The organism is Allokutzneria albata (genome assembly GCF_900103775.1).
Lineage (GTDB): Bacteria > Actinomycetota > Actinomycetes > Mycobacteriales > Pseudonocardiaceae > Allokutzneria > Allokutzneria albata.
The window spans coordinates 4571165-4594485 of sequence record NZ_LT629701.1; the positions used below are offsets into that span (position 1 = coordinate 4571165).

Genomic DNA, 23321 nt, shown 5'->3' on the forward strand with positions numbered 1-23321 from the left:
GTCCCACCCGCCGCGAGGGCGGGCGGGACGCGCGCGGGGGTCAGGACTGGGCGGAGTCGCCGCCCGCGGAGGCACCGGCGTCGGCCGTGGCCGGGGTCAGCAGCTCCTGCTCCCACTCGGCGAGCGGCTCCTCGCTGGCGACACCCGCCTCGGGCTTGTCTGCGCCCTCGGCGGCGGCGGTGTTGCGGCCGGAGCGGGCCATCAGGCCCTCGGCGACACCGTCGGCGACCACGCGGGTCAGCAGCGCGGCGGAGCGGATCGCGTCGTCGTTGCCCGGGATCGGGAAGTCGACCTCGTCCGGGTCGCAGTTGGTGTCGAGGATCGCCACGACCGGGATGTTCAGCTTGCGCGCCTCGCCGACGGCGATGTGCTCCTTCTTGGTGTCCACGATCCAGACGGCGCTGGGCACCTTCTGCATGTCGCGGATACCGCCGAGGGTCTTCTCCAGCTTGTCCTTCTCACGCGTGAGCATGAGGATTTCCTTCTTGGTGCGACCCTGGAAGCCACCGGTCTGCTCCATCGACTCCAGCTCCTTGAGGCGCTGGAGGCGCTTGTGCACGGTGGTGAAGTTGGTGAGCATGCCGCCCAGCCAGCGCTGGTTGACGAACGGCATACCGACGCGCAGCGCCTGCTCGGAGATGGCCTCCTGAGCCTGCTTCTTGGTGCCGACGAACAGGATGGTGCCGCCGTGCGCGACCGTCTCCTTGATGAACTCGAAGGCGCGGTCGATGTAGGTCAGCGTCTGCTGCAGGTCGATGATGTAGATGCCGTTGCGCTCGGTCAGGATGTAGCGCTTCATCTTCGGGTTCCAGCGACGGGTCTGGTGTCCGAAGTGCACGCCGCTGTCGAGCAGCTGCTTCATGGTGACGACGGCCATGGCCGGTTCACACCTCATGTGATCAGCGCGTCGGGCCTTGCCCCACGCGCGGGTGGGTTGTCGCGGGGACCGGGCTGGTCACCGCCCTGGTGCCCTGCCGTCACCCGGACCGAACGGGCAGGAAACCCACCCCTCGGACCCCCGGGCGCCGCGCCCCGGTGATTCGGGACCCGCAGTAGCACGCGAAGTCGATCTGTGCAGTACAGACCGCGAACCGAGTGTACTCGCCACCGCCCGGGCGACGACAACTCGGTCCACCGGATGCGCCTGAGTTGTCCACAGCCACTCAGTTTGTCCACAACCCCGGCCCTTCCGGCCGCTCCCGCCACTCCCACCGGACGACAGTGGAGCCATGCCCCCGCACCTCACACCCCTGCTGCTGGTGGCCCTCCTGCTCCTTCCCGGCACCGCGCCGGCGGCCGGACGGCCGGCCGTCTCGCCGTCGTCGCGCTTCGGCTGGCCGCTCGCGGGAACGCCGGCCGTGGTCCGCCACTTCGAGCGGCCACCGCACCGCTACGGCCCCGGCCACCGCGGTGTGGACCTGGCCGGAACGCCAGGGCAGCCGGTGCTCGCTGCCGGGGACGGCACGGTCGCGTTCGCCGGTCAGGTGGCAGGGCACGGCGTGGTCTCGATCGACCACCCCAACGGGCTGCGGACCACCTATGAACCACTGACTCCCGCGGTCACGGCGGGTTCGGGCATCGCGCGCGGAGCGGTGATCGGCACGCTCCAGCCCGGTCACGCGGACTGCCGGGGACCACCCGCCTGCCTGCACTGGGGCGTGCGGCGCGACGAGGACTACCTCGACCCGCTCCGGCTGCTCGGGAGGCCGGCGCTGCGGCTGTTGCCGTGGGACGGGGCTCGCGGGCCGCGTCAGGCGATGTCAGTTGTCGGACTGCTCGGAGAGCTTCGTGCGCAGCCGCAGAACGGCGCGGGTGTGCAGCTGGCAGACGCGGGACTCGGTCACGCCGAGCACCTTGCCGATCTCCGCCAGGGTCAGGTTCTCGAAGTAGTAGAGCGTGACCACGACGCGGTCGCGTTCGGAGAGCTGCGCGATGGCGTCGGCGAGCTGCCGCTTGCCGTCCTGGTCGACCAGCGAGGCGACCGGGTCCTCGGCGCGGTCGTCCGGCAGCGTCTCGGCGAGCGAGGCGCTGCCCCGGCCCGCCGCGATCAGCTCGTCCAGTGCGACCACGGAGGTGAGCTGGAGCTGCGCGTAGAGATCGCGCAGGTCGCTGACGGTGATGCCGAGTTCCTCGGACAGCTCGGCGTCGGTGGCGGAGCGCTGCAGCCTGGCCTCCAGGCGCTCGATGGCGCGCTCGACGTCGCGGGCCCGGCTGCGCACCGACCGCGGCACCCAGTCCTGGGCGCGCAGGTCGTCCAGGATCGCGCCGCGGATGCGCTGCATCGCGTAGGTCTCGAACTTCAGGCCGCGTTCGGGCTCGAACTTCTCGATCGCGTCCACCAGGCCGAAGATGCCGGACTGCACCAGATCAGCCACGTCGACGTAGGACGGCAGGCCGGTGCCAACACGGCCTGCGACGTACTTGACCAACGGCGCGTAGTGCAGCACGAGGCGATCCCGCAGCGGCTGGGCGCGGCTCTCCCCGTAGGCGCGCCAGAGCGCCACGATCCCGGCTTCGACCTCGTCGGCGCTGCGCAGTTCGGTCGTGGACGAGGAAGCAGACTGACCCGAGCCACGCGAGCCGGTGCGAGCGGTGGCACTGCCGGCGGCCTTGCTGCCCGCAGCCCCGGCGCCGGGCTGCGTCCCGGCGACGTCCACCGGCCCCGTGGGGTTCGGCTCGCTCTGCGCGGGCACGCCGGAAGTCGTTGCCGCTGAAGGGGTCCGGCCGGTCTCGCCGTCCCTGTCGGGGCCGTGGTGATAGGTCCGCGCAGGACGCCGCTGGCCCTGCTGCGACGTGGACGTCGTGGGCACAGTCGCCGTGCGGGACCCTCCCCCGGCAGCGTTAGGAACGGGGGTGGGTTCGGTCATGGATCGCCTTCAGCCGTTCGACGGTGACGTGGGTGTAAAGCTGCGTTGTTGCGAGCGTAGCGTGACCGAGCAGTTCCTGGACGCTGCGGAGGTCGGCTCCGCCTTCCAGCAAATGCGTGGCCGCCGTGTGACGCAGGCCGTGCGGCCCCATGTCCGCCGCACCGGGGACAGCGCCGACCACGTCGTGCACGACTCGCCGCGCGGTACGCGGGTCCAGCCGCCGTCCACGCGCTCCGAGAAACAAAGCCGCTGGTGAATCCCCTTTCGCCAGGAGTGGTCTGCCCTTGTTCAGCCAGTCGTCGAGCGCCTTCTGCGCGGGCACCCCGTAGGGCACGGTGCGCTCCTTGTCGCCCTTGCCGAGCACGCGCACGACGCGCCGCGCGTGATCCACGTCGCCGAGGTCGAGGCCGCACAGTTCGGAAACGCGGATACCGCTGGCGTAGAGCAACTCGACCACCGCGTGGTCACGGAGAGCCAGCGGATCGTCCTGTTCGGCCCCGGACGCCGACGCCCGCATCGCCTGCTCCGCCTGCTCGGTCCGGAGCACCGCCGGCAGTGCCCGGTGCGCCTTCGGCGACGCCAGGCGCTCGCCGGGATCAGCGGCCATGAGCCCGCCCCGCACGGCCCACGCGGTGAAGGCCCGCGCCGAGGCCGACCGCCTGGCCAGCGTCGTGCGACCAGCACCCGAGGAGCGCTGCGCGGCCAGCCACGACCGCAGCACCGTCAGGTCGAGCGCGTCGAGCCGGTCTGTTCCGTCGTGCCCGTCGCTGCCGTGAACGAGGTGACTCAGCAGCGAGACCACGTCACCGACGTAAGCACGCACCGTGTTCCGCGACAGTCCGCGTTCGCTGGCGAGGTGCCGTTCGAAGTCGTCGACCGCTCCGCCCAGCGCGCCGGGCAACTCGGCGCGGAGCCGGATCAGGTCGACGCGGGACGGCCGACGGTGGGTGAGGGCGTCCATGGCGTCCTACCGCCGTGTCCCGGAACGAAACGACCACCGCACCGATCCACGTGGATCAGCGCCCTCACGGGTCGGGACAACGGCAGCCACATGGTCACCGTAGGGGCCAGGGGCGACTACGCCAACCACTTGACCGACAGGTGGACGCAGGCAACCACTCGTCCGGGGGTAGCCCGGCTGAGCAAGCGTCCGTACCCACGGCGACGATCTTCACGCCTGCGCCACGCGTTTGCTCAGGTAGCCGGGGTGATGGGTCCACCTCCTTCCCCGCCGGGCGCCGCGGAGCGGCCCGAGCACCGCCGCCACCCTGTGTCACCACGCCGGGCCAGGCCCGCCAGCTCCAGCATCGGCAGCACCGCGCGCACCTGCCCGATCGGAATGCCTGCCTCCTGCGACACCTGCTCGGGACTGCTGCCCGTGCGTTCGCGCAGCGCCTGGTGCACGCGCAACGACCGTGCGTCCAGCGCGTCGGTCGGCCGGACCGGTGCCTCCGGATCCGCGGTGAGGTCGCCGCCGATCCGGCCGATCGACTCCGCGACCTCGGCGACGCTGGTCACCACCTGGGCCTCCCCCTCGCGCAGCATCGCGTGGCAGCCCACAGACATCGCGGAGGTGATCGGCCCGGGCACCGCGAGCACCATCCGGCCGAGCATGCGCGCGGTGGCCGCGGTGTTGCTTGCACCGCTGCGCACTCCGGCCTCCACCACGACCGTCCCCTCCGCCAGGGCCGCGATCAGCCGGTTGCGCACCAGGAACCGATGTCGTCCAACCCTCGTACCGGGCGGGTACTCGCTGACCACCGCACCGGCTGCGGCGATCCGGTCGATCAGGCGCGCATGCCCTGCCGGATAGGGGATGTCGACGCCGCAACCGAGCACCGCGACCGTCTGCCCACCGGCCGCGAGCGCACCACCGTGCGCGGCCCCGTCGATGCCGTAGGCCGCCCCGGAGACCACCGTGAACCCGCGTCGCGCCAAGCCGTGCGCGAACTCCGCCGCGACGTGTTCGCCGTAGCCGGTCGCGGCCCGTGCTCCGACGATGGCGACGGACTGCTCGGTGAGACTCGCGAGGTCGGGATCGCCGCGCACCCACAACGCCACTGGCTCCGCCGCGTCCGCGCGCCCCCGGATCGCCGCGGCGGTGAACGACAGCAGCCGCCACGCCGGCCACTCGTCGTCCTCCGGCGTGAGCAACCGGGCGCCCACCTCCGCCGCGGCGCGAAGGTCCTCCTCCGGTCGCCAGATCCCCGCGCGGGCGGTGGTCACCTTCGCCACCTCTGCGGGCACCTCCCCGCACCGGATCAGCACCGCCGCGCGCTGTGGACCGTGCTGCGCCACGAAGGTGACGAGGCTGGGCGCTGGTGGTTCGGCGACCCTCGACAGGTACGCCCTGGCCAGCTCGACCGAGGGCAGCGCGCCAGTCATGTCCCCCTCCTTCGCGAGCCGAAGTCCGGCAGGCTGGGGCCATGGGAGAGGAACTGGGCCGCTGGGAACCTGCCGCGCCCGCCGAAGTGGCGGCCTGGTTCGCGGGTTTCCCGGGACCGTGGTGGATCGCCGGGGGCTGGGCGATCGAACTCGCCCTCAATCCGTCCACAGTGGATTCTCCGACGTCGCGCCCGCACGGGGACATCGACGTGATGGTGCTGCGCGAGCACCACCTCGGGGCCCACCACGCCCTCCCGGGGTGGGAGCTGTGGGCCGCGGACCCGCCGGGAACGCTGCGTCCGTGGCCGCCAGGGCAGGCATTGCCGACCACCGTGCACGACGTGTGGTGCCGCCCCGGCCCGGAAGCACCGTGGCGCGTCCAGATCATGATCGACGAGTCGGCGGGCGAGGAGTGGATCTCCCGCAGGGACAACCGGATTCGCCGCCCGCTGGCCGAGCTCGGCGCGATCATCAGCGACGGGCTGCCGTTCCTCCGGCCGGAGATCCAGCTGTACTACAAATCCCGCGATCCCCGTGACAAGGACGAACAGGACTTCGCCGTCGTGGCCGCACACCTGACCGCGGCCCAACGGAGGTGGCTGCGCGAAGCGATCGCGCCGGATCACCCCTGGTTGGCGAGGCTTCACGGCTGAGGGGTTCACGCGGACCTCCGATCCCGGAACTCCAGGGCGGCCGCGACCTCGTCCACGCCCGGCACGTCGAGACCTGCCAGGTCCGCCAGCGTCCACGCCACCCGCAGGCACCGATCGGCTCCTCTCCCGGTCACCGCACCGATGTCGAGCCCGTGGTCCAACAACTCGATCGCATCTCGGGCCAGCGGGAAGTCCCGCCGCAGCACGGTTCCCGGGACCTCCGCGTTCGAGCCCAACCCGTAGGTGGCCCACCGCGCCGCCGCACGCCGCCGCGCCGCCTGCACGCGCTCGCGCACCACCGAGGTCGGCTCCGGCGTCGTCCCGTCGTGCGCGGACATCCCCGTGAGCGGACGCATCCGCACCCGGATGTCGACCCTGTCCAGCAAGGGACCGGAAAGCCGGGCCAGGTAGCGGCGGCGTGTGTTCGGTGGGCACAGGCACTCCGTGTCCCTCGGCGGGGCGCACGGGCAGGGGTTGGTCGCCAGCACGAGCTGGAACCGGGCCGGGTAGCGCACCACACCGTCCCGCCTGGCGAGCCGCACCTCGCCCTCCTCCAGCGCCGTGCGCAGCGTCTCCAGCCGACGCGGGCCGAACTCGCACGCCTCGTCCAGGAAGAGCACCCCGCGGTGCGCCCGGCTGACCGCGCCGGGCCTGGCCAGCCCACTGCCGCCGCCGATCATCGCGGCGACCGACAGGGAGTGGTGCGGTGCGACGAAGGGTGGCGAGTCGATCAGGGGCGAATCCGTCGCCAGGGCACCGGCCACCGAGTGGATCGCGGTGACCTCCAACGCCTCCTCCGGGGTCAGCGCGGGCAACAACCCGCAGAGCCGCTGGGCGAGCATGGTCTTGCCGGTGCCCGGTGGCCCCACGAACAACAGGTGGTGCCCACCGGCGGCCGCGACCTCCAGCGCCCACCTGGCCTCGGGCTGACCCAGCACATCCGCCAGGTCGACCGAGGACTTCGGCCTGCCCGGAGCCGGCTCCGGTGGGGTTTCGAGGCCCTGCTCACCGCGCAGGCACCCGATCACCTCGTCGAGCCGCCGAGCGCCGAAGACCCGCATGCCGTCCACCAGCGCCGCCTCGGGCAGTGTCTCCGCCGGGACGATCGCCTCGCGCAGGCCCGCCCGCCGCGCCGCCAACAGGCCCGGCAGCACACCACGCACCGGGCGCACGCGACCGTCCAGCGCCAGCTCCCCGATCAGTGCGAAGGTGTCCAGCACGTCCGGCGGAATCGCCTGGGCGGCGGCCAGGATGGCGCAGGCGATCGCCAGGTCGTAGCCGGAACCGCCCTTCGGGAGCGCAGCGGGTGAGAGCCCGAGCGTGATCCGGTGCGCGGGCCACTGCTCACCGCTGTTGCGCACCGCGGCGCGCACGCGTTCCTTGGCCTGTTGCAGCGCCGCGTCCGGCAGGCCGATCAGCTGCACGGCCGGCAGGCCCGCGCCGATGTCGGCCTCCACCTCCACCGCGACGCCGTCCACGCCGAACAACGCGACCGACCACGCCCGGGCGAGCCCCATTCAGACCACCCCGCGCCGGTGGTCGATGAACGTCCTGCCGTCCGGCCGGCACAGCACCGCGACCACATCGCAGCGGATCGCGCACCACCCGACGCGGTAGATCGACAACCACTGGTTCGCCAAGGCCCGCATCCGGCGCAACTTCGTCGGCGTGACCGCCTCCTCCGGGCCGCCGAAGCCGGTGCCGGTGCGGGTCTTCACCTCGCACACCACCAGCACGTCGCCGTCCGCGGCGATCACGTCGAGCTCACCGAGGTGGCAGCGCCAGTTGCGGCTGAGCACCACCATGCCCTGGCGTTCGAGGTAGCAGACCGCCAGGTCCTCGCCCCGGCGACCCAGCTCCTGGTTCGCCGCACCACGTCGCGTCCCCACGCTTCCTCCCTCACCGCGAGTCCCACTCGACGATGCGGCATCCGCGGAGCGCCCGAGGCCGTCCGGACCTGATCTGTGGACAAAGCCCGACGATGTGGACAACCAGGCGGATCAGGTGGGCCCGTGGCAGGAAAAAGGGGCGCGTGCCGCGCGCACGCGCCCCTGTCAAAGCCCCGAGTGGATTATTGGCCGAACGGTCCCGGTTCCGGCAACCGCAGGTCCGGCTTGTCCAGCTCCTCCACGTTGACGTCCTTGAAGGTGATCACCCGGACGTTCTTCACGAACCTGGCGGGCCGGTACATGTCCCACACCCAGGCGTCGGACATCCGCACCTCGAAGTACACCTCGCCGTCGGCGTTGCGCACCTGCACGTCAACGGCGTTGGCCAGGTAGAAGCGGCGCTCCGTCTCCACGACATAGGAGAACTGACTGACTATGTCGCGGTACTCCTTGTAGAGCTGCAGCTCCATCTCGGTCTCGTACTTCTCGAGATCCTCCGCGCTCATGCGGTCCGCGCCCCTCCTGCTTGCGAGCCTGCCACCCCGGACACGGGGGGCACCCCATTCTGAACCACCCCGGCTCGATCGAGGTGCAGCAGCCCTGATCTGACCCGGCGCGGCGCGCGCATGCCGTGTTCGGCAGCTGCCGCGACCACGTTGGCATAGGACCACCGGTGCTGGTCACTCGGCCCGTGTTCGACCAGAGCCGCCGAGTGGTCGGCCGTGGCGTAACCCTTGTGCACGTCGAATCCGAACACCGGCAGGTCCTCGTGCATTCCTGCCATGATCCGGTCCCTCGTCACCTTGGCCAGCACCGACGCGGCGGCGACGCACGCGACCGCCTGGTCGCCCTTGACCACCGCCACGCTCGGCGCGGTCAGCCCCGGCACGCGGAACCCGTCGGTCAGCACGTAGCCGGGGTGCTCGGTCAGCCGGGCGACGGCCCGCCGCATGCCCTCGATGTTGGCCACATGCACGCCGATGACGTCAATCTCGGCGGCCTCGACGACCACGATCGCGTGATCCACCGCACGCTCCAGGACCAGGTCGTACATCCGGTCCCGGGCCGCCGCGGTCATCAGCTTCGAGTCGTTGAGGCCATCCAGCCGCCGCACATCGCCCGGGCGCAGCACGCAGGAGGCGATGACCAGCGGACCGGCGCACGCGCCCCGGCCCGCCTCGTCGACCCCGGCGACCGGGCCCAGTCCCCTGCGGGCGAGCGCCGACTGCAGCGCCCACGTGCCGGTGCTGGAACGCACGACCGCCCTCGGCGGGCGCGGCACGGGAAGCCGCGGACCGGGGGCGGTGCGCACCGTGGCCGTCATCAGTGCCGGATCTCAGTCCTGGCGGGTCATCCGGGAACGGATGCCCCGGCTCGTGCGGCGGAACAGCCACAGCACCGGCCACGCGGCGGCCAGCCCGAGACCGGCCGGGATCCCGGCCTGCCACGCGGGCGCGGAGAGCGCGACGGCCTGCGGGTTCGGGTTGTCGATGCCCTGCCAGCGGCTCGGCGGCAGCACGATGAACTGCGCCTTGCCGATCACGTTGGCCACCGGCACCGGCCCGTGGTTGTCCGCGCGCGAGTCCGAGGAGTTGTTCCGGTTGTCGCCCATCATCCAGAGCTGGCCCTCGGGGACCTTGACCGGAGCGAACTCCTCCTGCTTGTCGCCGCGGCCCTCCTCGTAGTGGATGTAGGGCTCGTTCAGCGGCTTGCCGTCGACCTTGACCTTGTTGTCCGGAGTGCAGCACTCCACGGTCTGGCCGCCGACGGCGATCACGCGCTTGACGAAGTCGCGCTCGTTCGGCGGGGCGAGGCCGATCACCGAGCCGAGCTCCTGGAACCAGCGGACGACCACGTTCTCGGAGCGGTTGTCCTCGAACTCGGTCTGGCTCCACGAGTCCGGTCCGCGGAAGACCACCACGTCACCGGGTTTGGGATCGGTGAAGTTGTAGGTGATCTTGTCGACCAGCACCCGGTCGTTCGTGCACCCGTAGCAGCCGTGGAGAGTGGTCTCCATCGACTGCGAGGGGATCACGTAGACCCGGGCCAGGAAGGTCTGGATCAGGAAGGTGAGCACCAGGGCGGTGAGGATGAGGATCGGCAGCTCACGCCAGAAGGAGCTCTTCTTCTTCGTCTTCGCCGGCTTCTCGCCGACAGGGTGATCCCCGTCCGAGGAACTCGAGTCGGGATCACCCTGCGCGGCGGGCGAAGGATCTAGGTCGGCCACGACGCCAGGCTACGCAGTTCTCGACGACGGGCGTCAGGAGCTGCGGACCGTGTCGCGCTTCTCCTTGATCTTGGCGGCCTTGCCGCGCAGCTCGCGGAGGTAGTAGAGCTTGGCGCGACGCACGTCACCACGGGTCGCGACCTCGATCTGGGCGATGTTGGGCGAGTGCACCGGGAAGGTGCGCTCCACGCCGACGCCGAAGGAGACCTTGCGGACCGTGAAGGTCTCGCGCAGGCCGCCACCGTGCCGCCGGATGACCACGCCCTGGAAGACCTGGACCCGCGAGCGCGAGCCCTCGATGACGCGGACGTGGACCTTGAGGGTGTCGCCCGGGCGGAAGTCCGGAATGTCGGAACGCAGCGACTGGGCGTCCAAGGCGTCCAGGGTGTTCATCGGGGGTCCGTCCTCACGTGTGCTTCGTGCTCTCCGCCTCGGGTCCACCCGTCAGATGACGAGGACATTCCCTGCGGCGGGAGATGGCTTGGTTGAGCGCGCCGGGCTAGTCCACCCGGCATCGGCAACCTGTCCAGTCTGCCAGACGGGTTGCCCGGTCATGAAATCGACCCGGGTTGCTGCTGGTCACGCAACCGGTCGAGGAGTTTACGGTCCTGCTTGTCCAGCTCCGCATCCGGGAGGGCCTCGAGCAGGTCCGGCCTGCGTTCGAAGGTCCGTTCCAGCGCCCGGTCACGCCGCCAGCGGGCGATCGCGGCGTGGTTGCCCGACCGCAGCACCTCGGGCACCTCGCGGTCCCGCCAGACCACGGGGCGGGTGTAGCTCGGCCCCTCGAGCAGGCCGTCGGAGAAGGAGTCCTGCTCGTGCGACGCGGGGTTGCCGAGCACGCCGGGCAGCAGCCGGACCACCGCCTCCACGATGGCCAGCACCGCCACCTCGCCGCCGACCAGCACGTAGTCGCCGATGGAGAGCTCGTCCACCGGCATCCTGGTCGCGGCGTCGTCGATCACCCGCTGGTCGATGCCCTCGTACCGGCCGCAGGCGAAGACCAGGTGCGACTCCCCTGCCAGCTCCTGCGCGACGGCCTGGGTGAACGGGCGACCGGCCGGGGTCGGCACGATCAGCCGCGGCGTGGCGCCGGCGCACACCTCGTCCAGGGCCTCTCCCCACACCTGGGGCTTCATCACCATGCCCGGACCGCCGCCGAACGGGCTGTCGTCGACCGCCTTGTGGACGTCGTAGGTCCACTTGCGCAGGTCGTGCACGCCCAGGTCGAGCAGGCCCTTGTCGATGGCCTTGCCCAGCAACGCCTCGCGCAGCGGCGCGAGGTAGTCCGGGAAGATCGTGATCACGTCGACGCGCACGGCGTCACCCCACGTCGAGCAGGCCGTCCGGCGGGTCGATGACCACCCGTCCGGCCTCCAGGTCGACGGTCGGCACGATCTGCTCCACGAACGGGATCAGCACCTCGCGCCCGTCCTGGGCCTTGACGACCAGCAGCTCGCCCCCGGGACCGTGGGCGATCTCACGCACGGTGCCGACGGCGGTGCCGTCCTGCAGCTCGACGGCCAGCCCTTCGAGCTGGTGGTCGTAGAACTCGTCGGGGTCGTCGATCGGCGGCAACTGGTCCACCTCGACGGTGAGCAGGGTGCCGCGCAGCGCCTCGGCCGCCTCACGGGTGCCGACGCCGTCGAAGAACACCAGCAGCCGCCCGGTGTGAGGCCGGGCGGCCGCGACGGTGAGTGTTCTCGCCGAACCCCGCACGCCGAGCGCGGTACCGGGAGCGAAGCGGTCCTCGGGCGAGTCCGTGCGGACGTCGATCACGAGCTCGCCCCGGACTCCGTGCGGTTTCACCACACGTCCGACTACCAGGTCCACTTCGTCCCGATTCGCTCAGCGGTCGGTGTCGATGACGTCGACGCGCAGGCCGCGGCCACCGATCCCGGACATGACGGTGCGCAGCGCTGTCGCGGTACGACCGCCCCGGCCGATCACCTTGCCCAGGTCGTCGGGGTGCACGTGCACCTCGAGGGTGCGGCCACGCCGAGTCGTGATCAACTGGACGCGCACGTCGTCCGGGTTCTCGACGATGCCGCGGACGAGGTGCTCAAGGGCGTCCGCGAGCTCGCTCACGCCTCGCCGCCCTCGGCCTTCTCGGCGTCGCCCTCGGTCTTGGCCTCGGCCTTGTCCGCCTTCTTGGCGGACTTCTTCTTCGGCGTGGTGGCGTCGACGGTGGGCTCGGAGCCCGCGGCCTCGAGAGCGGCCTCGAACAGGGCCTTCTTGTCCGGGCGGGCTTCCTTGACCTTCAGGGTGCCCTCGGCGGGCGCGGGCAGGCCCTTGTGCTTCTGCCAGTCGCCGGTCAGCTCCAGCAGGCGCTGCACGGGCTCGGTCGGCTGCGCGCCGACGCCCAGCCAGTACTGCGCGCGCTCGGAGTCGACCTCAATCAGGCTCGGCTCTTCCTTGGGGTGGTACTTGCCGATCGTCTCGATCGCCTTGCCGTTGCGGCGGGTGCGCGAGTCGGCGATGACGATGCGGTAGTGCGGCGAACGGATCTTGCCAAGCCGCATGAGCTTGATCTTGACGGCCACGGGTAGGAGTGCTCCTCAACTGTGCTCACGGTTGAGCGCTCGTGACCAGCGTGGGGTTGCGGGCCAGAACGTCCAGATGTCTAGGCGCCCACGGCCGGCGAGAGGGGCCGGACAGGGCGGACAGCCAGCCATTGTGCCAGATCCGCGGGGACGGGCTGGACGCACCCTAGGCGGGCATCACGCCGAGCACCGTCAGCAGCAGGCCGAGCGCGGGCAGCAGGTTGTTCACCTGGTGGGCGACGATGCTGGCCAGCAGGCGGCCGGTGATCAGCCGGGCCAGCCCGATGGGAATGGCGATGACCAGCAGCAACGGGGTGCGCGCGGGTTCCAGGTGGGCGACGGCGAAGATCGAGGTGCTGACCGCGAAGGCCGCCCAGCGGCTCCAGCCGAGGCGTTCGGCCGCGCCCCAGACCAGGCCGCGGTAGAGGATTTCCTCACAGATCGGCGCGATCAGCCACAGGTGCAGGAAGACCAGCACCGCCACGGTCGGCGAGAGGTGCACGCCGTCGAGCACGTTGCCCACGGCCGAGCTGGCCTCGTCCTTGCCCATCCACTTCGTCCACAGCGACGAGGCGATCAGCGTCGGGACCAGGCTGACCACCCCGATCGTCAGCCCGAGCACCACATCCGACCAGCGCCACTCGATGCGCAGGTCCACCAGGGGCCCGTTGCCGCGCAGCCGGGTGGCGGCGATCCCCACCCCGGCCGCGAGCACGATCGGCACGGAGAGCGTGAGCACCAGCCCCGCGTGGGACAGCGGCTCGCCGCCGACCGGGCGGAAGATCGCCGCGAGGAACACCGAGACCAGCAGGAACACCAGCTGCGCCAGCAGGAACGCGCCGAACCCCCAGCGGTGCGCCTTGACCGGGGTGTCCGGGCCGTGGGTCGGCGCCGGGCTGCTGCCGAGCGCGCGCAGGTAGGCCGCCCAGGCGCGCACGCCACCACCGCCGGACTCCTGCGGTGCGTTCACGTGCGCCTCCGAGCGTCGGTGCCTACCTGCCTGCCTGCGGACGGGATGCGGTGGAGCTCAACCGGCCGCGAAGAACAGCACGATGGCGGGCAGCAGGTTGTACACGGCGTGCGCAACGATGCTGGCGCCGATCCGTCCGGTGATCATGCGGGCCGTTCCCAGGAGCAGCCCGGCCGCGAACAGTAGCGGCATCCGGTCCGGTTCCTGGTGGATGAACGCGAACATCATGGTGGTGAGGATCAGGATGGCATACCTCGGCACCCGAAAATGCTCCAGCGCCCCCCACAGCGCGCCCCTGACCAGCAGCTCCTCGGTGATCGGCGCGCCGACGGCGATGAACAGGACGAAGATCGCCAGCCAGACCGTCTGCCCCTCGGAGAACACCGGCAGCCCGGCGACCGGCCCCTGCGGTCCCCCGTCTGGGGAGTTGCGGATCAGCACGAACGCGATGATCCACGCGGGCACGAGCGCCGCGAGCCCGCACAGCACGCCCACCCGCAGGTCGCGCAGGGTCGGCCGGAGGCCGAAGTCGGCCACCGGTCCCCGGCCGCGCAGCCACGACAGCACCGCGGGGCCCAGCCCCAGCAGCAGGTTGGGCACGAAGGCGAGCAGCAGCAGCGGGCCGAGCTTGGGCGGGTCGGCCGGGTCGAACCCGCGCAGCTGTCCCGCCATCACCAGGCTGATCAGCAGCGACAGCAGGTAGAACCCGCCGAAGCCGATGAAGAACGCGAGGAAGCCCCACCGCAGGTCGCCCCTGGCCGCCGCGACCTGCTCGGCCTCCCAGAACCTGGTGTGCAGCTTGGTGTCGCGGCCGTCCTCGACCCCGCGCATCGGCGTGCCGTAGGCGGCCCAGGAAGGCTGGGCCTGCTGCGGAACACCCATCGGCGGAGTGGCGGCCTCGACGGGGTCATCGCTACCACCGGTGTCCTGCCGTTGGTCTTCCACACACCCTCCTTACCCCGCGACACCTTCGCCAAGACGCTAGCCGGTGCCGGGGCGCCGTCAGGTCACCGCATTGGACGACCGCGCAGCACCACCAGTGACGGCGTGCGCAGCGCGGCCAGGTTCTCGCGAGGGTCCGTCTGGTAGACGACCAGGTCAGCGGGAGCGCCGTGGGCGAGCGAAGGCATGCCGAGCCACCGTCGCGCCGCCCAGCTCGCCGCGCCGATGGCCTGCTCGGCGCTCATCCCGACCGAGTGCAGCGCGGCGATCTCGTCAGCGATGCGCCCGTGCTTGATGCCGCCGCCCGCGTCCGTGCCCGCGTACACCGGAACGCCCGCCTCGATCGCCTGCGCGATGGTCTCGCGCGAGGTGGCGTAGAGGCTGCGCATGTGCCCGGCGTACTTCGGGTACTTGCCCGCCTTGTCGGCGATGTCGGGGAAGTTCTCGATGTTGATCAGCGTGGGGACCAGCGCGGTGCCGCGGGCGGCCATCACGTCGATCAGCTCGCGGCTGAGCCCCGTCCCGTGCTCGATGCAGTCGATCCCGGCGTTGACCAGGCCGGGAACCGCGTCCTCCGAGAACACGTGCGCGGTCACCCTGGCGCCCGCCTCGTGCGCGACCTTGATCGCCTCGGTCAGCGCGTCGTCCGGCCAGAGCGGGGCCAGGTCGCCCGCGCCGCGGTCGATCCAGTCGCCGACGAGCTTGACCCAGCCGTCGCCGCAGGCCGCCTGTTCGGCGACGGCGGCGGGCAGGTCGGCCGGGTCCTCGACGTCCACGCCGAGGTAGGGGATGTAGCGCTTCGGACGGGCGATGTGCCGTCCCGCCCTGATCAGCCGCGGCAGGTCCTCGCGCTCCTGCAAGGGCCTGGTGTCGATCGGCGAGCCGCAGTCCCGGATCAGCAGGGTGCCCGCGTCGCGGTCGATCTCCGCCTGCGCCGCGGCCTCCGGCAGGTCCACCGGTCCACCGGGGCCGATGCCGACGTGGCAGTGCGCGTCGACCAGCCCCGGCACGATCCAGCAGCCGTCCGCGACCGTGACGGCGTCGCGGACCGGCTCGAACGACACCAGCCCGTCCGCGACCCACAGGTCACGGACCTCGTCACCGTGCTCCGCGCGGGGCAGCACCACCCCGCGCAGGTGCAGATTCGGCACGACCGGTCCTATTTCTTCTTCTTGCCGAAGTTCAGCTTCGACGGGTCGAACCCGGCGGGCAGCTGGTCGAGGCCCGCCAGCCCCGGCGGGAGCTGGTTGAGGCCCGGGGGCATCCGGGAGAGGTCGGGCATCCCGGCGGGCAGACCGCCACCGGTGTTGTTCTTGGGCCCGAACTTCTTGCCCTTCTTCCCCTTCTTGCCCTTGAGCTTCTTGGAGCCGCCGCCACCCGCGCCCGGCAGGCCGAACCGGCCGGCCATCTGCTTCATCATCTTGCGCGCGTCGAAGAACCGGTTGACCAGGTCGTTGATCTCGCTGACCGCGACACCGGAGCCATTGGCGATGCGCAGCCGCCGGGAGGCGTTGATGATCTTCGGATCGGCGCGCTCCGCCGGGGTCATGCCGCGGATGATCGCCTGCAGGCGGTCCAGGTGCTTCTCGTCGACCTGGGCCATCGCGTCCTTCATCTGGCCCGCGCCCGGCAGCATGCCCAGCAGGTTGGCGATCGGGCCCATCTTGCGGATGGCCAGCATCTGCTCGAGGAAGTCCTCCAGCGTCAGCTCGCCGGAGCCGATCTTGGCGGCGGTCTGCTCCGCCTGCTTGGCGTCGAAGACCTGCTCGGCCTGCTCGATCAGCGAGAGCACGTCGCCCATGCCCAGGATCCGGCTGGCCATCCGGTCCGGGTGGAAGACGTCGAAGTCCTCCAGCTTCTCCCCGCTGGAGGCGAACAGGATCGGCTGGCCGGTGACGTGCCGGACCGACAGCGCGGCACCACCGCGGGCGTCGCCGTCGAGCTTGGTCAGCACCACGCCGGTGAAGCCGACGCCGTCGCGGAAGGCCTCCGCGGTGGTGACCGCGTCCTGACCGATCATCGCGTCGACGACGAAGAGGATCTCGTCGGGCTGGACGGCGTCGCGGATGTCGGCGGCCTGCCGCATCAGCTCCTCGTCGACGCCCAGGCGGCCCGCGGTGTCGACCAGCACCATGTCGTGCTGGGCCCTGCGGGCCTCCTCGATCGCGCGGCGGGCGACGTCGACCGGGTCACCGACGCCGTTGCCCGGCTCGGGCGCGTACACCGGCACCCCGGCGCGCTCACCGACGACCTGGAGCTGGTTGACCGCGTTGGGCCGCTGGAGGTCGCAGGCGACCAGCAGCGGGGTGTGCCCCTGGCCGGCGAGGAACTTGGCCAGCTTGCCCGCGAGGGTGGTCTTACCGGCACCCTGCAGACCGGCGAGCATGATCACCGTCGGCGCGGTCTTGGCCAGGTTGAGCCGCCGGGTCTCGCCGCCGAGGATGCCGATGAGCTCCTCGTTGACGATCTTGACGACCTGCTGGGCCGGGTTCAGGGCCTCGGAGACCTCCGCACCCTTGGCCCGCTCCTTGACCTGCGCGATGAACTGCCGCACCACGGGCAGCGCGACGTCGGCCTCCAGCAGCGCGATGCGGATCTCGCGGCAGGTGGCGTCGATGTCGGCGTCGGAGAGGCGCCCCTTGCCGCGCAGGTTCTTCAGGACCGTTGTGAGACGGTCGGAAAGGGTGTCGAACACGGGTTTCGGGCTCCAGCCAGGTGTCGTCTGCTCAGGCTCAGTCGGGTCTCAGGGTAGCCGGAAGCCGGAACTCGACCCGGACCCGCTCGTCGATGTCGTGCCGCCGCAGCACGCACACCTTCCGCCAGCCGGGGAAGGTGTGGCCCGCGCGCAGCCTCCTGCGGATGCCCGCCGCCCTGCGCACGTGCTTGGCGAAGGACTCCGTGGGCAGCACCCGCCCCCTGCTGTGCTGTCCCGCCAGCGCCTCGACCGCGCTGACGTCGAGCCACACGAAGATCCCGGGGCGATGGGTCAGGATGCGCAGCACGGCGATCCACACGCGCGTGCTCACCCGCGTGGCGGGCTCGTGCACGATGACCGCGCCCGGTGCGGTGAGCGCGTGCCAGACGAGCCGCGCGTGGTGGGCGATGTGCACGATCGGCCGGTAGAGCCGGTAGGGCACGGGACCGAGCGCGTCGCGCAGGGGGCGACGGATCTGGTCGGAGTCGAGCACCGTCACGTACGGCGGCACGGTCGCCCTGCGGAGCAGTTCGGATTTTCCCGCCCCCGGAAGTCCCGCGAGCAGCACCAGGTCTCGACCGCCGACCGTGAAGACGGCGGGCGCTCTGCGGGTTCTCGGCGCGTCCACTACCCGAAAACGAGCGATGCTCACCGCGCTGTTCCATGCACGTACGAATTGTGATTGATGACTGTTTTCTAACAGCTCCACGCAGCCTTTGCAGGTTTGGGGGACACGAGAACGCCCGCGGCGGGCAGCGGTCCGGACCCCTCAATCCGAACCGCACCCGCCACGGGCGCCGCGACGCACGCTGATCCCCACCTCCGCGCCGGCTCCGCCGCACCCCCGTGTCAGCGGTTCCGCGCGGCCCCCACCCGCGTCACAAGGAAGATCCTGCCGCTGGGCCCCGATGCGCCAGAAGCGTGAAGATCCTTGCTGGTCCTTGCGTAGTGCTACGCAAACGACCCGGGTAAGGCCAACCGGAGAACTGTGCCTCCACCGTCCTCGACGAGGGACGCGTGGAGCCATGACGCGGTTGCCGGAAAAAGTTCAGCGGGCCGCGGCGAGGACGGCGCGCTCGATCGACGACCGCGCCGCGATGTCACCGTCGAGGCAGAACGCGTCGACCACCGTCCCGCCCAATGTGGACACTCGCGCCCACCGCACGTTCACCGAACAGGACTCGAGCGCTGCGGCCACGCGGTGCAGCAGGCCGATGCGGTCGGTGGCGCGGAGTTCGAGCACCACGGCCCCGGAAGCCTCGTCGTCGAACCACAGCACCCTGGGCGGAGCCACCTCCTCCGGAGGCCCGCCGTAGTCGCGTTCCTTCGCCGTCAACCGATCCTTCAGCGGCAGCGACCCGTCGAGTGCTCGGCGTAGTTGCTCTTGCAACAGCGACGCGTCGGGGAGCGTGCCGAAGCGTGGCGAGACCGTGAAGGTCTCCACGGCGGCCTTCTCGTGTCCGCGCAACACCGCGGCGTGCACTTCGAGCGAGTTGAGCGCCAGCACTCCGGCAACCCTCGACAGCAACCCGGGGCGATCGGGGGCGAACACCGTCACGGTCGCGGCCGTGCCGTCTTCGGTCACAAGCACGTTGGGGCGGCCGGACTCCATCGCGGCGCCCGCGAGTTCGCGTTGGTCTTCAGGGAGCGGTTCAGGCTCGGGCAGCGGGTCGCCGGCCATCGCCGCACGGCAGCGCCCTACGAGGTCGGCGATGAGCGCTGCTTTCCAATCGGTCCAAACACCCTGTCCGGTCGCGAGGGAATCGGCTTCGGCCAACGCGTGCAACAGCTCCAAGAGCACGGCGTTGCCGTCAAGCGTCTCCACGACGCGGTGCACCGTTGCCGGGTCTTCGACATCTCGACGCGTTGCGGTGTGGGGAAGGAGCAAGTGGTGTCGCACGGCGTCGGAGACGAGCTTGACGTCGTTGGGCCACAGACCGATGCGTTCGGCGACCTGTGTCGCCAGTGCCGCACCGACGATGGAGTGGTCGGAGTGCTCAGGATCGCGACGGCCGATCGTGATGCCCTTGCCGAGGTCGTGCACCAAGGCAATGAGCAGCAACAGGTCCGGCCGGGACACGCGAGTGGCGAGACGCGCCGCGTGCACAACGGTCTGCACGAGGTGTCGGTCCACGGTCCACATGTGCGCCGCGTCGCGCGGAGGGAGATCACGGACCAAACCCCACTCCGGGATCAGCCTTCCCCACAGGCCCGTGCGGTCGAGCGCTTCGACGACGTCTACAAGGCCACGGCCACAGCCCAGCAAGGACAGCAGCTCTTCACGTGCTTCCCGGGGCCACGGCTTGCGTAGCTCCGGCGCGGAGTCCGCGAGCTTCGCGAGCGTTCCCGCGGAGATCGGGCTACTGGTACGCGCTGCCGCTGCGGCTACTCGCAGCAACAATGCGGGATCGCGGTGGGGCGTCGCGTCTCTTGCAAGAGCAACTTCTCCCCCATGCAGCACAACGCCCTCGTCCAGCGGCCTGCGCGCGGGACGGCGCTGCCAGGACGTGAGGACGCCAAGGGTGCGCTTCGGCGCCGCGGCGCGGGCGGTGCGCAGCGCCACTTCGAGCGCGAAGCTGACCGTGCGTCCCGCGCCCGAAATCGCGCGCGCAAGCTCGAAGCGGTCCGCCATGCCCAGCGCGGACGCGACGTCATCGCCGTCCTGTGCGCGTAGGACATCCTGCGGGCGCGCGCTGATGCGATGCAGCTCTGTGCGCGCGTCGAGCAGCAGCGCACGAGCGCCCGACACATCTGCGGCGGGGCGATCGACGACTTGGGCGGCTGCGAGCGCATCGAGCAGGTGGAGATCCCGAAGACCGCCCTTGCCGTGCTTGAGGTCGGGCTCGACACGGTGGGAGATCTCGCCGCTGCGGTGCCACCGTTCGCTCGCGGACTCGATCAGCTCGTCGAGCCGTCCGCGAATGCCCGAGCGCCACGCGTGCCTGGCCGTGGTGGACAGCCGCTGCGTGACCTCCTGGTCGCCCGCGATGTGCCGGATCTCCAGCAGCCCCAGTGCCACCCGGAGGTCCGTCCCCGCGGCGCGCTTGGCCTCGGCGATCGTGCGCACCGAGTGGTCGAGGCCGATGCCGGAGTCCCACAGCGGGTACCAGACGCGATCGGCCAGCTCGCCGATGTCCGACCTTCCACTGTGGACGATTATCAGGTCGAGGTCGGAGCGTGGGGTCAGCTCCCGCCTGCCCAGCGCGCCGACGGCGACCAGGGCCGTGCCGCCGCCGGGACCGCCGAGCCCGGCCGAGCCCGCGTGCGCGGCCAGCCAGAAGTCGTGCAGGTCGACCAGGGCGGTGCGCAGCTCGTCCGGCGCGAGCCTGCGTTGCCCGGGTGCCGGGGTGAACAGCAGCCCCCTGGCCCTGACCAGGTCCTCGGCGGCCCCATCGCTCACGGTCGTCATCTCCCCCGCCACCCCTTCGCGAAGCGGTGGGTGCGCCCCTCCCGCGAGGCGCACCCACCAGGACTAGAGCGCGTCGTTGCCGCGTTCGCCGGTGCGGACGCGGACCAGGGTCTCGACGGGGGTCACCCAGACCTTGCCGTCGCCGATCTTCCCGGTGCGCGCCGCCTCGACGACGGCGTCGACGACCTTGCCCGCGATCTCGTCGTCCACCAGGACCTCGACGCGGACCTTGGGCACGAAGTCCACGGCGTACTCCGCGCCGCGGTAGACCTCGGTGTGGCCCTTCTGCCTGCCGTAGCCCTGCACCTCGCTGACGGTCATGCCGAGCACGCCGAGCTGCTCCAGCGCGCTCTTGACGTCGTCGAGGGTGAACGGCTTGACGATGGCGGTCACCAGCTTCATGGCTTGCTCTCCTCAAGGGCCGGGGAGGACTGGGTGGTCACGCTGGCGGCCCGGCCGGAACCGCGGCCACCGAAGGAGACCAGCTCATAGGCGCTCTCCGCGTGCTCGGACTCATCGATCCCGGTGACCTCGGCCTCCGCGCTGACGCGGAACCCGACGGTGTACTTGATCGCCAGGCCGATCAGCAGGCTGAGCACGAAGGAGTAGGCCAGCACCGCGCCCGCGCCGAGCGCCTGCTTGCCGAGCTGGTCGAAGCCGCCGCCGTAGAACAGCCCGTCGATCCCGGCCGGGGCGGACTTCGAGGCGAACAGGCCGATCAGCAGGGTGCCCGCGAGACCGCCGACGAGGTGCACGCCGACCACGTCGAGCGAGTCGTCGTAGCCCAGCTTGTACTTCAGCGGCACGGCCAGGGCGCACAGCACGGCGGCGATGAACCCGACCGCGATGGAGCCCAGCGGCGTCACGGAGTTCGCGGCCGGGGTGATCGCGACCAGGCCCGCGACGATGCCGGAGGCGGCGCCGAGCGTGGTGGCGTGGCCGTCGCGGATGCGCTCGACCACCAGCCAGCCCAGCGTGGCGGCGGCGGTGGCGACCAGGGTGTTGATGAAGGCGACACCGGCGGTGCCGTTGGCGGCGACGGCCGAACCGGCGTTGAACCCGAACCAGCCGAACCACAGCAGCCCGGCGCCGAGAACCACCAGGGGCAGGTTGTGCGGCTTCATCGGCTCCTTCGGCCAGCCCTTGCGCTTGCCGAGCACCAGTGCGAGCGCGAGCGCGGCGGCTCCGGCGTTGATGTGCACCGCGGTGCCGCCCGCGAAGTCGAGCGCGCCGAGGGTGTTGGCGATCCAGCCGCCCGGGTCGACGACGTTGCCCGCCGCGTCCTTGCCGTCGAAGTCGAAGACCCAGTGCGCCACCGGGAAGTACACGACGATCGACCACACGGCGGCGAACAGCAGCCACGGCCCGAACCGGGTGCGGTCGGCGACGGCCCCGGAGATCAGCGCGACGGTGATGATGGCGAACATCGCCTGGAAGGCCACGAACGCGGTGGTGGGAATCGTGCCGAACAACGAGTCGGCGCCGAGCAGCCCCTCCAACCCGAAGAACTCGAACGGCTTGCCGAGAAGGCCGCCGCCGACATCGGTGCCGAAGACCGTGGAGTAACCGATGAGCACCCACAGCACGCCGACGACGGCAATGCTGCCGAGGCTCATCATGAGCATGTTCAGCACGCTCTTCGCGCGCACCATGCCGCCGTAGAAGAACGCGAGTCCGGGTGTCATGAGCAGCACCAACGCGGCGCTGATCAACACCCAGGCGGTGTCGCCGGAGTTCATAGGTAGTCCTTCCGATGCCTGCCCCATTCGCATGAGCAGCATCGGAAGGCGGTGTTTCACACGGCGGCGCGCAACGTTTCCCCGGAGTGAACTGTCAGCCCTCTTCTGTTACGTCCACGTTGCACGCCTCGCCGCGTTCTTCCCATTCCCTGGAAACGCCGTGGCAACGTGGGGTGTCCGGCCGGGGACCTCAGAAATCGGCGGCGTGGTCGCGGGCCCACTCGGCGAAGGTGCGGCCGGGCCTGCCGGTGATCGGTTCGAGTGAGACGGGGACCGGCGGGGCGTCCACCCACTCGACGAAGTAGTGGAGGATGTGGTCGGCCACCTCCTCCGGGAACCCGGTGGCGATCAGGTCCTGGCGCGCCTGGTCGTGCCCGACCTCCTCGATCTCGATCTCACGGCCGACGGCCTCGCCGATGAGCCGGATCTGCTCGCGATGGGTCAGCGCCTCCGGCCCCCGGATGAGGTGGGTGCGGCCGTGGTGCCCGTCGCCGGTGAGGGCCGCCACCGCCACGTCGGCGATGTCCGCCTCGTGCACGGGCACGCCCACGACGTCCGGGTACGCCTCGCGCACCGGCCCGCCCGCGCGGATCGCCGGACCCCAGATGTCGATCTTGTTGGCGGCGAACTCGCCGGGGCGCAGGATCGTCCACTCCAGCCCGGAGTCGCGGACCCGCCGCTCCAGCGCCTCGTCGGGGGTGCCGTCGGAGGAGAGCAGCACGATCCGCCGCACCCCCGAGCGGACCGCCAGGTCCACCACCGCCCCCTGGTCCTCCCAGTTCATGAACAGCTGCACCGCGGAGACCCCGGCGAAGACCGCCGCCAGACTGCTCGCGTCGGACAGGTCCCCGACGGCCTTCTCCACCCCGGACGGGAGGACCGCGTCCGGGTTGCGGGTCAGACCCCGCACCGGAACGCCCGCCGCGGCGAGACGCCGCACCACGATGCCGCCGACAGTGCCGGTCGCCCCGGCCACCAGAACGGTCATGTTCTCTCCTTCACTTG

24 protein-coding genes and 1 pseudogene are annotated in these 23321 nt (G+C 71.1%); 2 read left to right on the forward strand and 23 right to left on the reverse strand.

Features of this window, described 5'->3' with window-relative positions; all coding sequences use genetic code 11:
* Positions 1-40: 40 nt before the first annotated feature.
* A complete protein-coding gene (rpsB, locus tag BLT28_RS20330; protein WP_030430513.1) occupies positions 41-877 on the reverse strand; it encodes a 30S ribosomal protein S2 in 837 nt (278 codons plus the stop codon).
* Between the two features lie 352 nt (positions 878-1229).
* On the opposite strand from rpsB, the pseudogene BLT28_RS20335 reads away from it, so the two are divergent.
* Positions 1230-1676 (forward strand): annotated as a pseudogene (locus BLT28_RS20335) (murein hydrolase activator EnvC family protein); the annotation flags it as partial.
* 84 nt (positions 1677-1760) lie between these two features.
* On the opposite strand, the gene BLT28_RS20340 reads toward BLT28_RS20335, so the two are convergent.
* The 3 genes from BLT28_RS20340 to dprA all read right to left on the reverse strand — a co-directional run bounded on the left by BLT28_RS20340 (position 1761) and on the right by dprA (position 5252).
* On the reverse strand, positions 1761-2867 hold the full coding sequence (locus tag BLT28_RS20340) for a FliA/WhiG family RNA polymerase sigma factor (RefSeq protein WP_231950355.1): 1107 nt from the start codon (positions 2865-2867) through the stop codon (positions 1761-1763).
* Entirely contained in the window at positions 2842-3828 is a 987-nt protein-coding gene (locus BLT28_RS20345) for a tyrosine recombinase XerC (protein ID WP_030430515.1), read from the reverse strand. Before BLT28_RS20345 ends, BLT28_RS20340 begins: the two co-directional genes overlap by 26 nt.
* Before the next feature lie 233 nt (positions 3829-4061).
* Positions 4062-5252 carry a DNA-processing protein DprA gene (dprA, locus tag BLT28_RS20350; protein WP_030430516.1) on the reverse strand — a complete coding sequence of 397 codons (1191 nt, stop codon included), beginning with the start codon at positions 5250-5252 and terminating at the stop codon, positions 4062-4064.
* Between the two features lie 41 nt (positions 5253-5293).
* On the opposite strand from dprA, the gene BLT28_RS20355 reads away from it, so the two are divergent.
* A complete protein-coding gene (locus BLT28_RS20355) occupies positions 5294-5905 on the forward strand; it encodes a hypothetical protein (RefSeq protein WP_030430517.1) in 612 nt (203 codons plus the stop codon).
* Between the two features lie 5 nt (positions 5906-5910).
* Here BLT28_RS20355 and BLT28_RS20360 read toward each other — a convergent pair whose 3' ends face one another.
* The 19 genes from BLT28_RS20360 to BLT28_RS20450 all read right to left on the reverse strand — a co-directional run bounded on the left by BLT28_RS20360 (position 5911) and on the right by BLT28_RS20450 (position 23304).
* Positions 5911-7422, reverse strand: a complete 1512-nt coding sequence (locus BLT28_RS20360) for a YifB family Mg chelatase-like AAA ATPase (protein WP_030430518.1) — start codon at positions 7420-7422, stop codon at positions 5911-5913.
* Positions 7423-7794, reverse strand: a complete 372-nt coding sequence (locus BLT28_RS20365; protein WP_030430519.1) for a YraN family protein — start codon at positions 7792-7794, stop codon at positions 7423-7425.
* 182 nt (positions 7795-7976) lie between these two features.
* Entirely contained in the window at positions 7977-8300 is a 324-nt protein-coding gene (locus tag BLT28_RS20370) for a DUF2469 domain-containing protein (protein WP_030430520.1), read from the reverse strand.
* Positions 8297-9118 (reverse strand): ribonuclease HII, encoded by an 822-nt coding sequence (locus tag BLT28_RS20375; protein ID WP_052407499.1) that lies wholly within the window; start codon positions 9116-9118, stop codon positions 8297-8299. The genes BLT28_RS20370 and BLT28_RS20375 overlap by 4 nt, the downstream gene beginning before the upstream one ends.
* Positions 9119-9130: 12 nt before the next feature.
* Positions 9131-10021: a signal peptidase I gene (gene lepB, locus BLT28_RS20380; RefSeq protein ID WP_030430522.1), complete on the reverse strand. Its 891-nt coding sequence runs from the start codon at positions 10019-10021 to the stop codon at positions 9131-9133.
* A 33-nt stretch (positions 10022-10054) separates the two neighbouring features.
* On the reverse strand, positions 10055-10414 hold the full coding sequence (gene rplS / locus BLT28_RS20385; protein ID WP_030430523.1) for a 50S ribosomal protein L19: 360 nt from the start codon (positions 10412-10414) through the stop codon (positions 10055-10057).
* Positions 10415-10572: 158 nt separating this feature from the next.
* A complete protein-coding gene (gene trmD / locus BLT28_RS20390) occupies positions 10573-11337 on the reverse strand; it encodes a tRNA (guanosine(37)-N1)-methyltransferase TrmD (RefSeq protein ID WP_030430524.1) in 765 nt (254 codons plus the stop codon).
* Positions 11338-11341: 4 nt separating this feature from the next.
* Entirely contained in the window at positions 11342-11851 is a 510-nt protein-coding gene (gene rimM / locus BLT28_RS20395; protein ID WP_030430525.1) for a ribosome maturation factor RimM, read from the reverse strand.
* Positions 11852-11866: 15 nt separating this feature from the next.
* Positions 11867-12106 carry an RNA-binding protein gene (locus BLT28_RS20400; protein WP_030430526.1) on the reverse strand — a complete coding sequence of 80 codons (240 nt, stop codon included), beginning with the start codon at positions 12104-12106 and terminating at the stop codon, positions 11867-11869.
* The gene (gene rpsP / locus BLT28_RS20405) at positions 12103-12561 is read right to left on the reverse strand and encodes a 30S ribosomal protein S16 (protein WP_030430527.1); all 459 of its coding nucleotides are present in this window, start codon (positions 12559-12561) and stop codon (positions 12103-12105) included. Before rpsP ends, BLT28_RS20400 begins: the two co-directional genes overlap by 4 nt.
* A gap of 166 nt (positions 12562-12727) precedes the next feature.
* The gene (locus BLT28_RS20410; RefSeq protein ID WP_052407500.1) at positions 12728-13531 is read right to left on the reverse strand and encodes a CPBP family intramembrane glutamic endopeptidase; all 804 of its coding nucleotides are present in this window, start codon (positions 13529-13531) and stop codon (positions 12728-12730) included.
* A 57-nt stretch (positions 13532-13588) separates the two neighbouring features.
* Positions 13589-14476 (reverse strand): CPBP family intramembrane glutamic endopeptidase, encoded by an 888-nt coding sequence (locus tag BLT28_RS20415; RefSeq protein WP_231950356.1) that lies wholly within the window; start codon positions 14474-14476, stop codon positions 13589-13591.
* A gap of 62 nt (positions 14477-14538) precedes the next feature.
* On the reverse strand, positions 14539-15624 hold the full coding sequence (locus BLT28_RS20420) for an amidohydrolase family protein (RefSeq protein ID WP_169748579.1): 1086 nt from the start codon (positions 15622-15624) through the stop codon (positions 14539-14541).
* Positions 15625-15632: 8 nt separating this feature from the next.
* Positions 15633-17168 (reverse strand): signal recognition particle protein, encoded by a 1536-nt coding sequence (ffh, locus tag BLT28_RS20425; RefSeq protein ID WP_030430531.1) that lies wholly within the window; start codon positions 17166-17168, stop codon positions 15633-15635.
* 37 nt (positions 17169-17205) lie between these two features.
* Positions 17206-17820, reverse strand: a complete 615-nt coding sequence (locus BLT28_RS20430; RefSeq protein WP_231950357.1) for an AAA family ATPase — start codon at positions 17818-17820, stop codon at positions 17206-17208.
* A gap of 396 nt (positions 17821-18216) precedes the next feature.
* Positions 18217-20577, reverse strand: a complete 2361-nt coding sequence (locus BLT28_RS20435; RefSeq protein ID WP_043812149.1) for a [protein-PII] uridylyltransferase — start codon at positions 20575-20577, stop codon at positions 18217-18219.
* 63 nt (positions 20578-20640) lie between these two features.
* Positions 20641-20979, reverse strand: a complete 339-nt coding sequence (locus BLT28_RS20440; protein ID WP_030430534.1) for a P-II family nitrogen regulator — start codon at positions 20977-20979, stop codon at positions 20641-20643.
* Positions 20976-22316 (reverse strand): ammonium transporter, encoded by a 1341-nt coding sequence (locus tag BLT28_RS20445; RefSeq protein ID WP_030430535.1) that lies wholly within the window; start codon positions 22314-22316, stop codon positions 20976-20978. Before BLT28_RS20445 ends, BLT28_RS20440 begins: the two co-directional genes overlap by 4 nt.
* Positions 22317-22506: 190 nt before the next feature.
* Positions 22507-23304 carry an SDR family oxidoreductase gene (locus BLT28_RS20450; protein ID WP_030430536.1) on the reverse strand — a complete coding sequence of 266 codons (798 nt, stop codon included), beginning with the start codon at positions 23302-23304 and terminating at the stop codon, positions 22507-22509.
* Positions 23305-23321 lie beyond the last annotated feature (17 nt).

What these genes read in the sequence shown, in the direction of transcription:
- rpsB (WP_030430513.1), bottom strand. Translation starts at nt 877, where the DNA reads ATGGCCGTCGTCACCATGAAGCAGCTGCTCGACAGCGGCGTGCACTTC.
- BLT28_RS20340 (WP_231950355.1), bottom strand. Translation starts at nt 2,867, where the DNA reads ATGACCGAACCCACCCCCGTTCCTAACGCTGCCGGGGGAGGGTCCCGC.
- BLT28_RS20345 (WP_030430515.1), bottom strand. Translation starts at nt 3,828, where the DNA reads ATGGACGCCCTCACCCACCGTCGGCCGTCCCGCGTCGACCTGATCCGG.
- dprA (WP_030430516.1), bottom strand. Translation starts at nt 5,252, where the DNA reads ATGACTGGCGCGCTGCCCTCGGTCGAGCTGGCCAGGGCGTACCTGTCG.
- BLT28_RS20355 (WP_030430517.1), top strand. Translation starts at nt 5,294, where the DNA reads ATGGGAGAGGAACTGGGCCGCTGGGAACCTGCCGCGCCCGCCGAAGTG.
- BLT28_RS20360 (WP_030430518.1), bottom strand. Translation starts at nt 7,422, where the DNA reads ATGGGGCTCGCCCGGGCGTGGTCGGTCGCGTTGTTCGGCGTGGACGGC.
- BLT28_RS20370 (WP_030430520.1), bottom strand. Translation starts at nt 8,300, where the DNA reads ATGAGCGCGGAGGATCTCGAGAAGTACGAGACCGAGATGGAGCTGCAG.
- BLT28_RS20375 (WP_052407499.1), bottom strand. Translation starts at nt 9,118, where the DNA reads ATGACGGCCACGGTGCGCACCGCCCCCGGTCCGCGGCTTCCCGTGCCG.
- rplS (WP_030430523.1), bottom strand. Translation starts at nt 10,414, where the DNA reads ATGAACACCCTGGACGCCTTGGACGCCCAGTCGCTGCGTTCCGACATT.
- BLT28_RS20435 (WP_043812149.1), bottom strand. Translation starts at nt 20,577, where the DNA reads ATGACGACCGTGAGCGATGGGGCCGCCGAGGACCTGGTCAGGGCCAGG.
- BLT28_RS20440 (WP_030430534.1), bottom strand. Translation starts at nt 20,979, where the DNA reads ATGAAGCTGGTGACCGCCATCGTCAAGCCGTTCACCCTCGACGACGTC.
- BLT28_RS20445 (WP_030430535.1), bottom strand. Translation starts at nt 22,316, where the DNA reads ATGAACTCCGGCGACACCGCCTGGGTGTTGATCAGCGCCGCGTTGGTG.
- BLT28_RS20450 (WP_030430536.1), bottom strand. Translation starts at nt 23,304, where the DNA reads ATGACCGTTCTGGTGGCCGGGGCGACCGGCACTGTCGGCGGCATCGTG.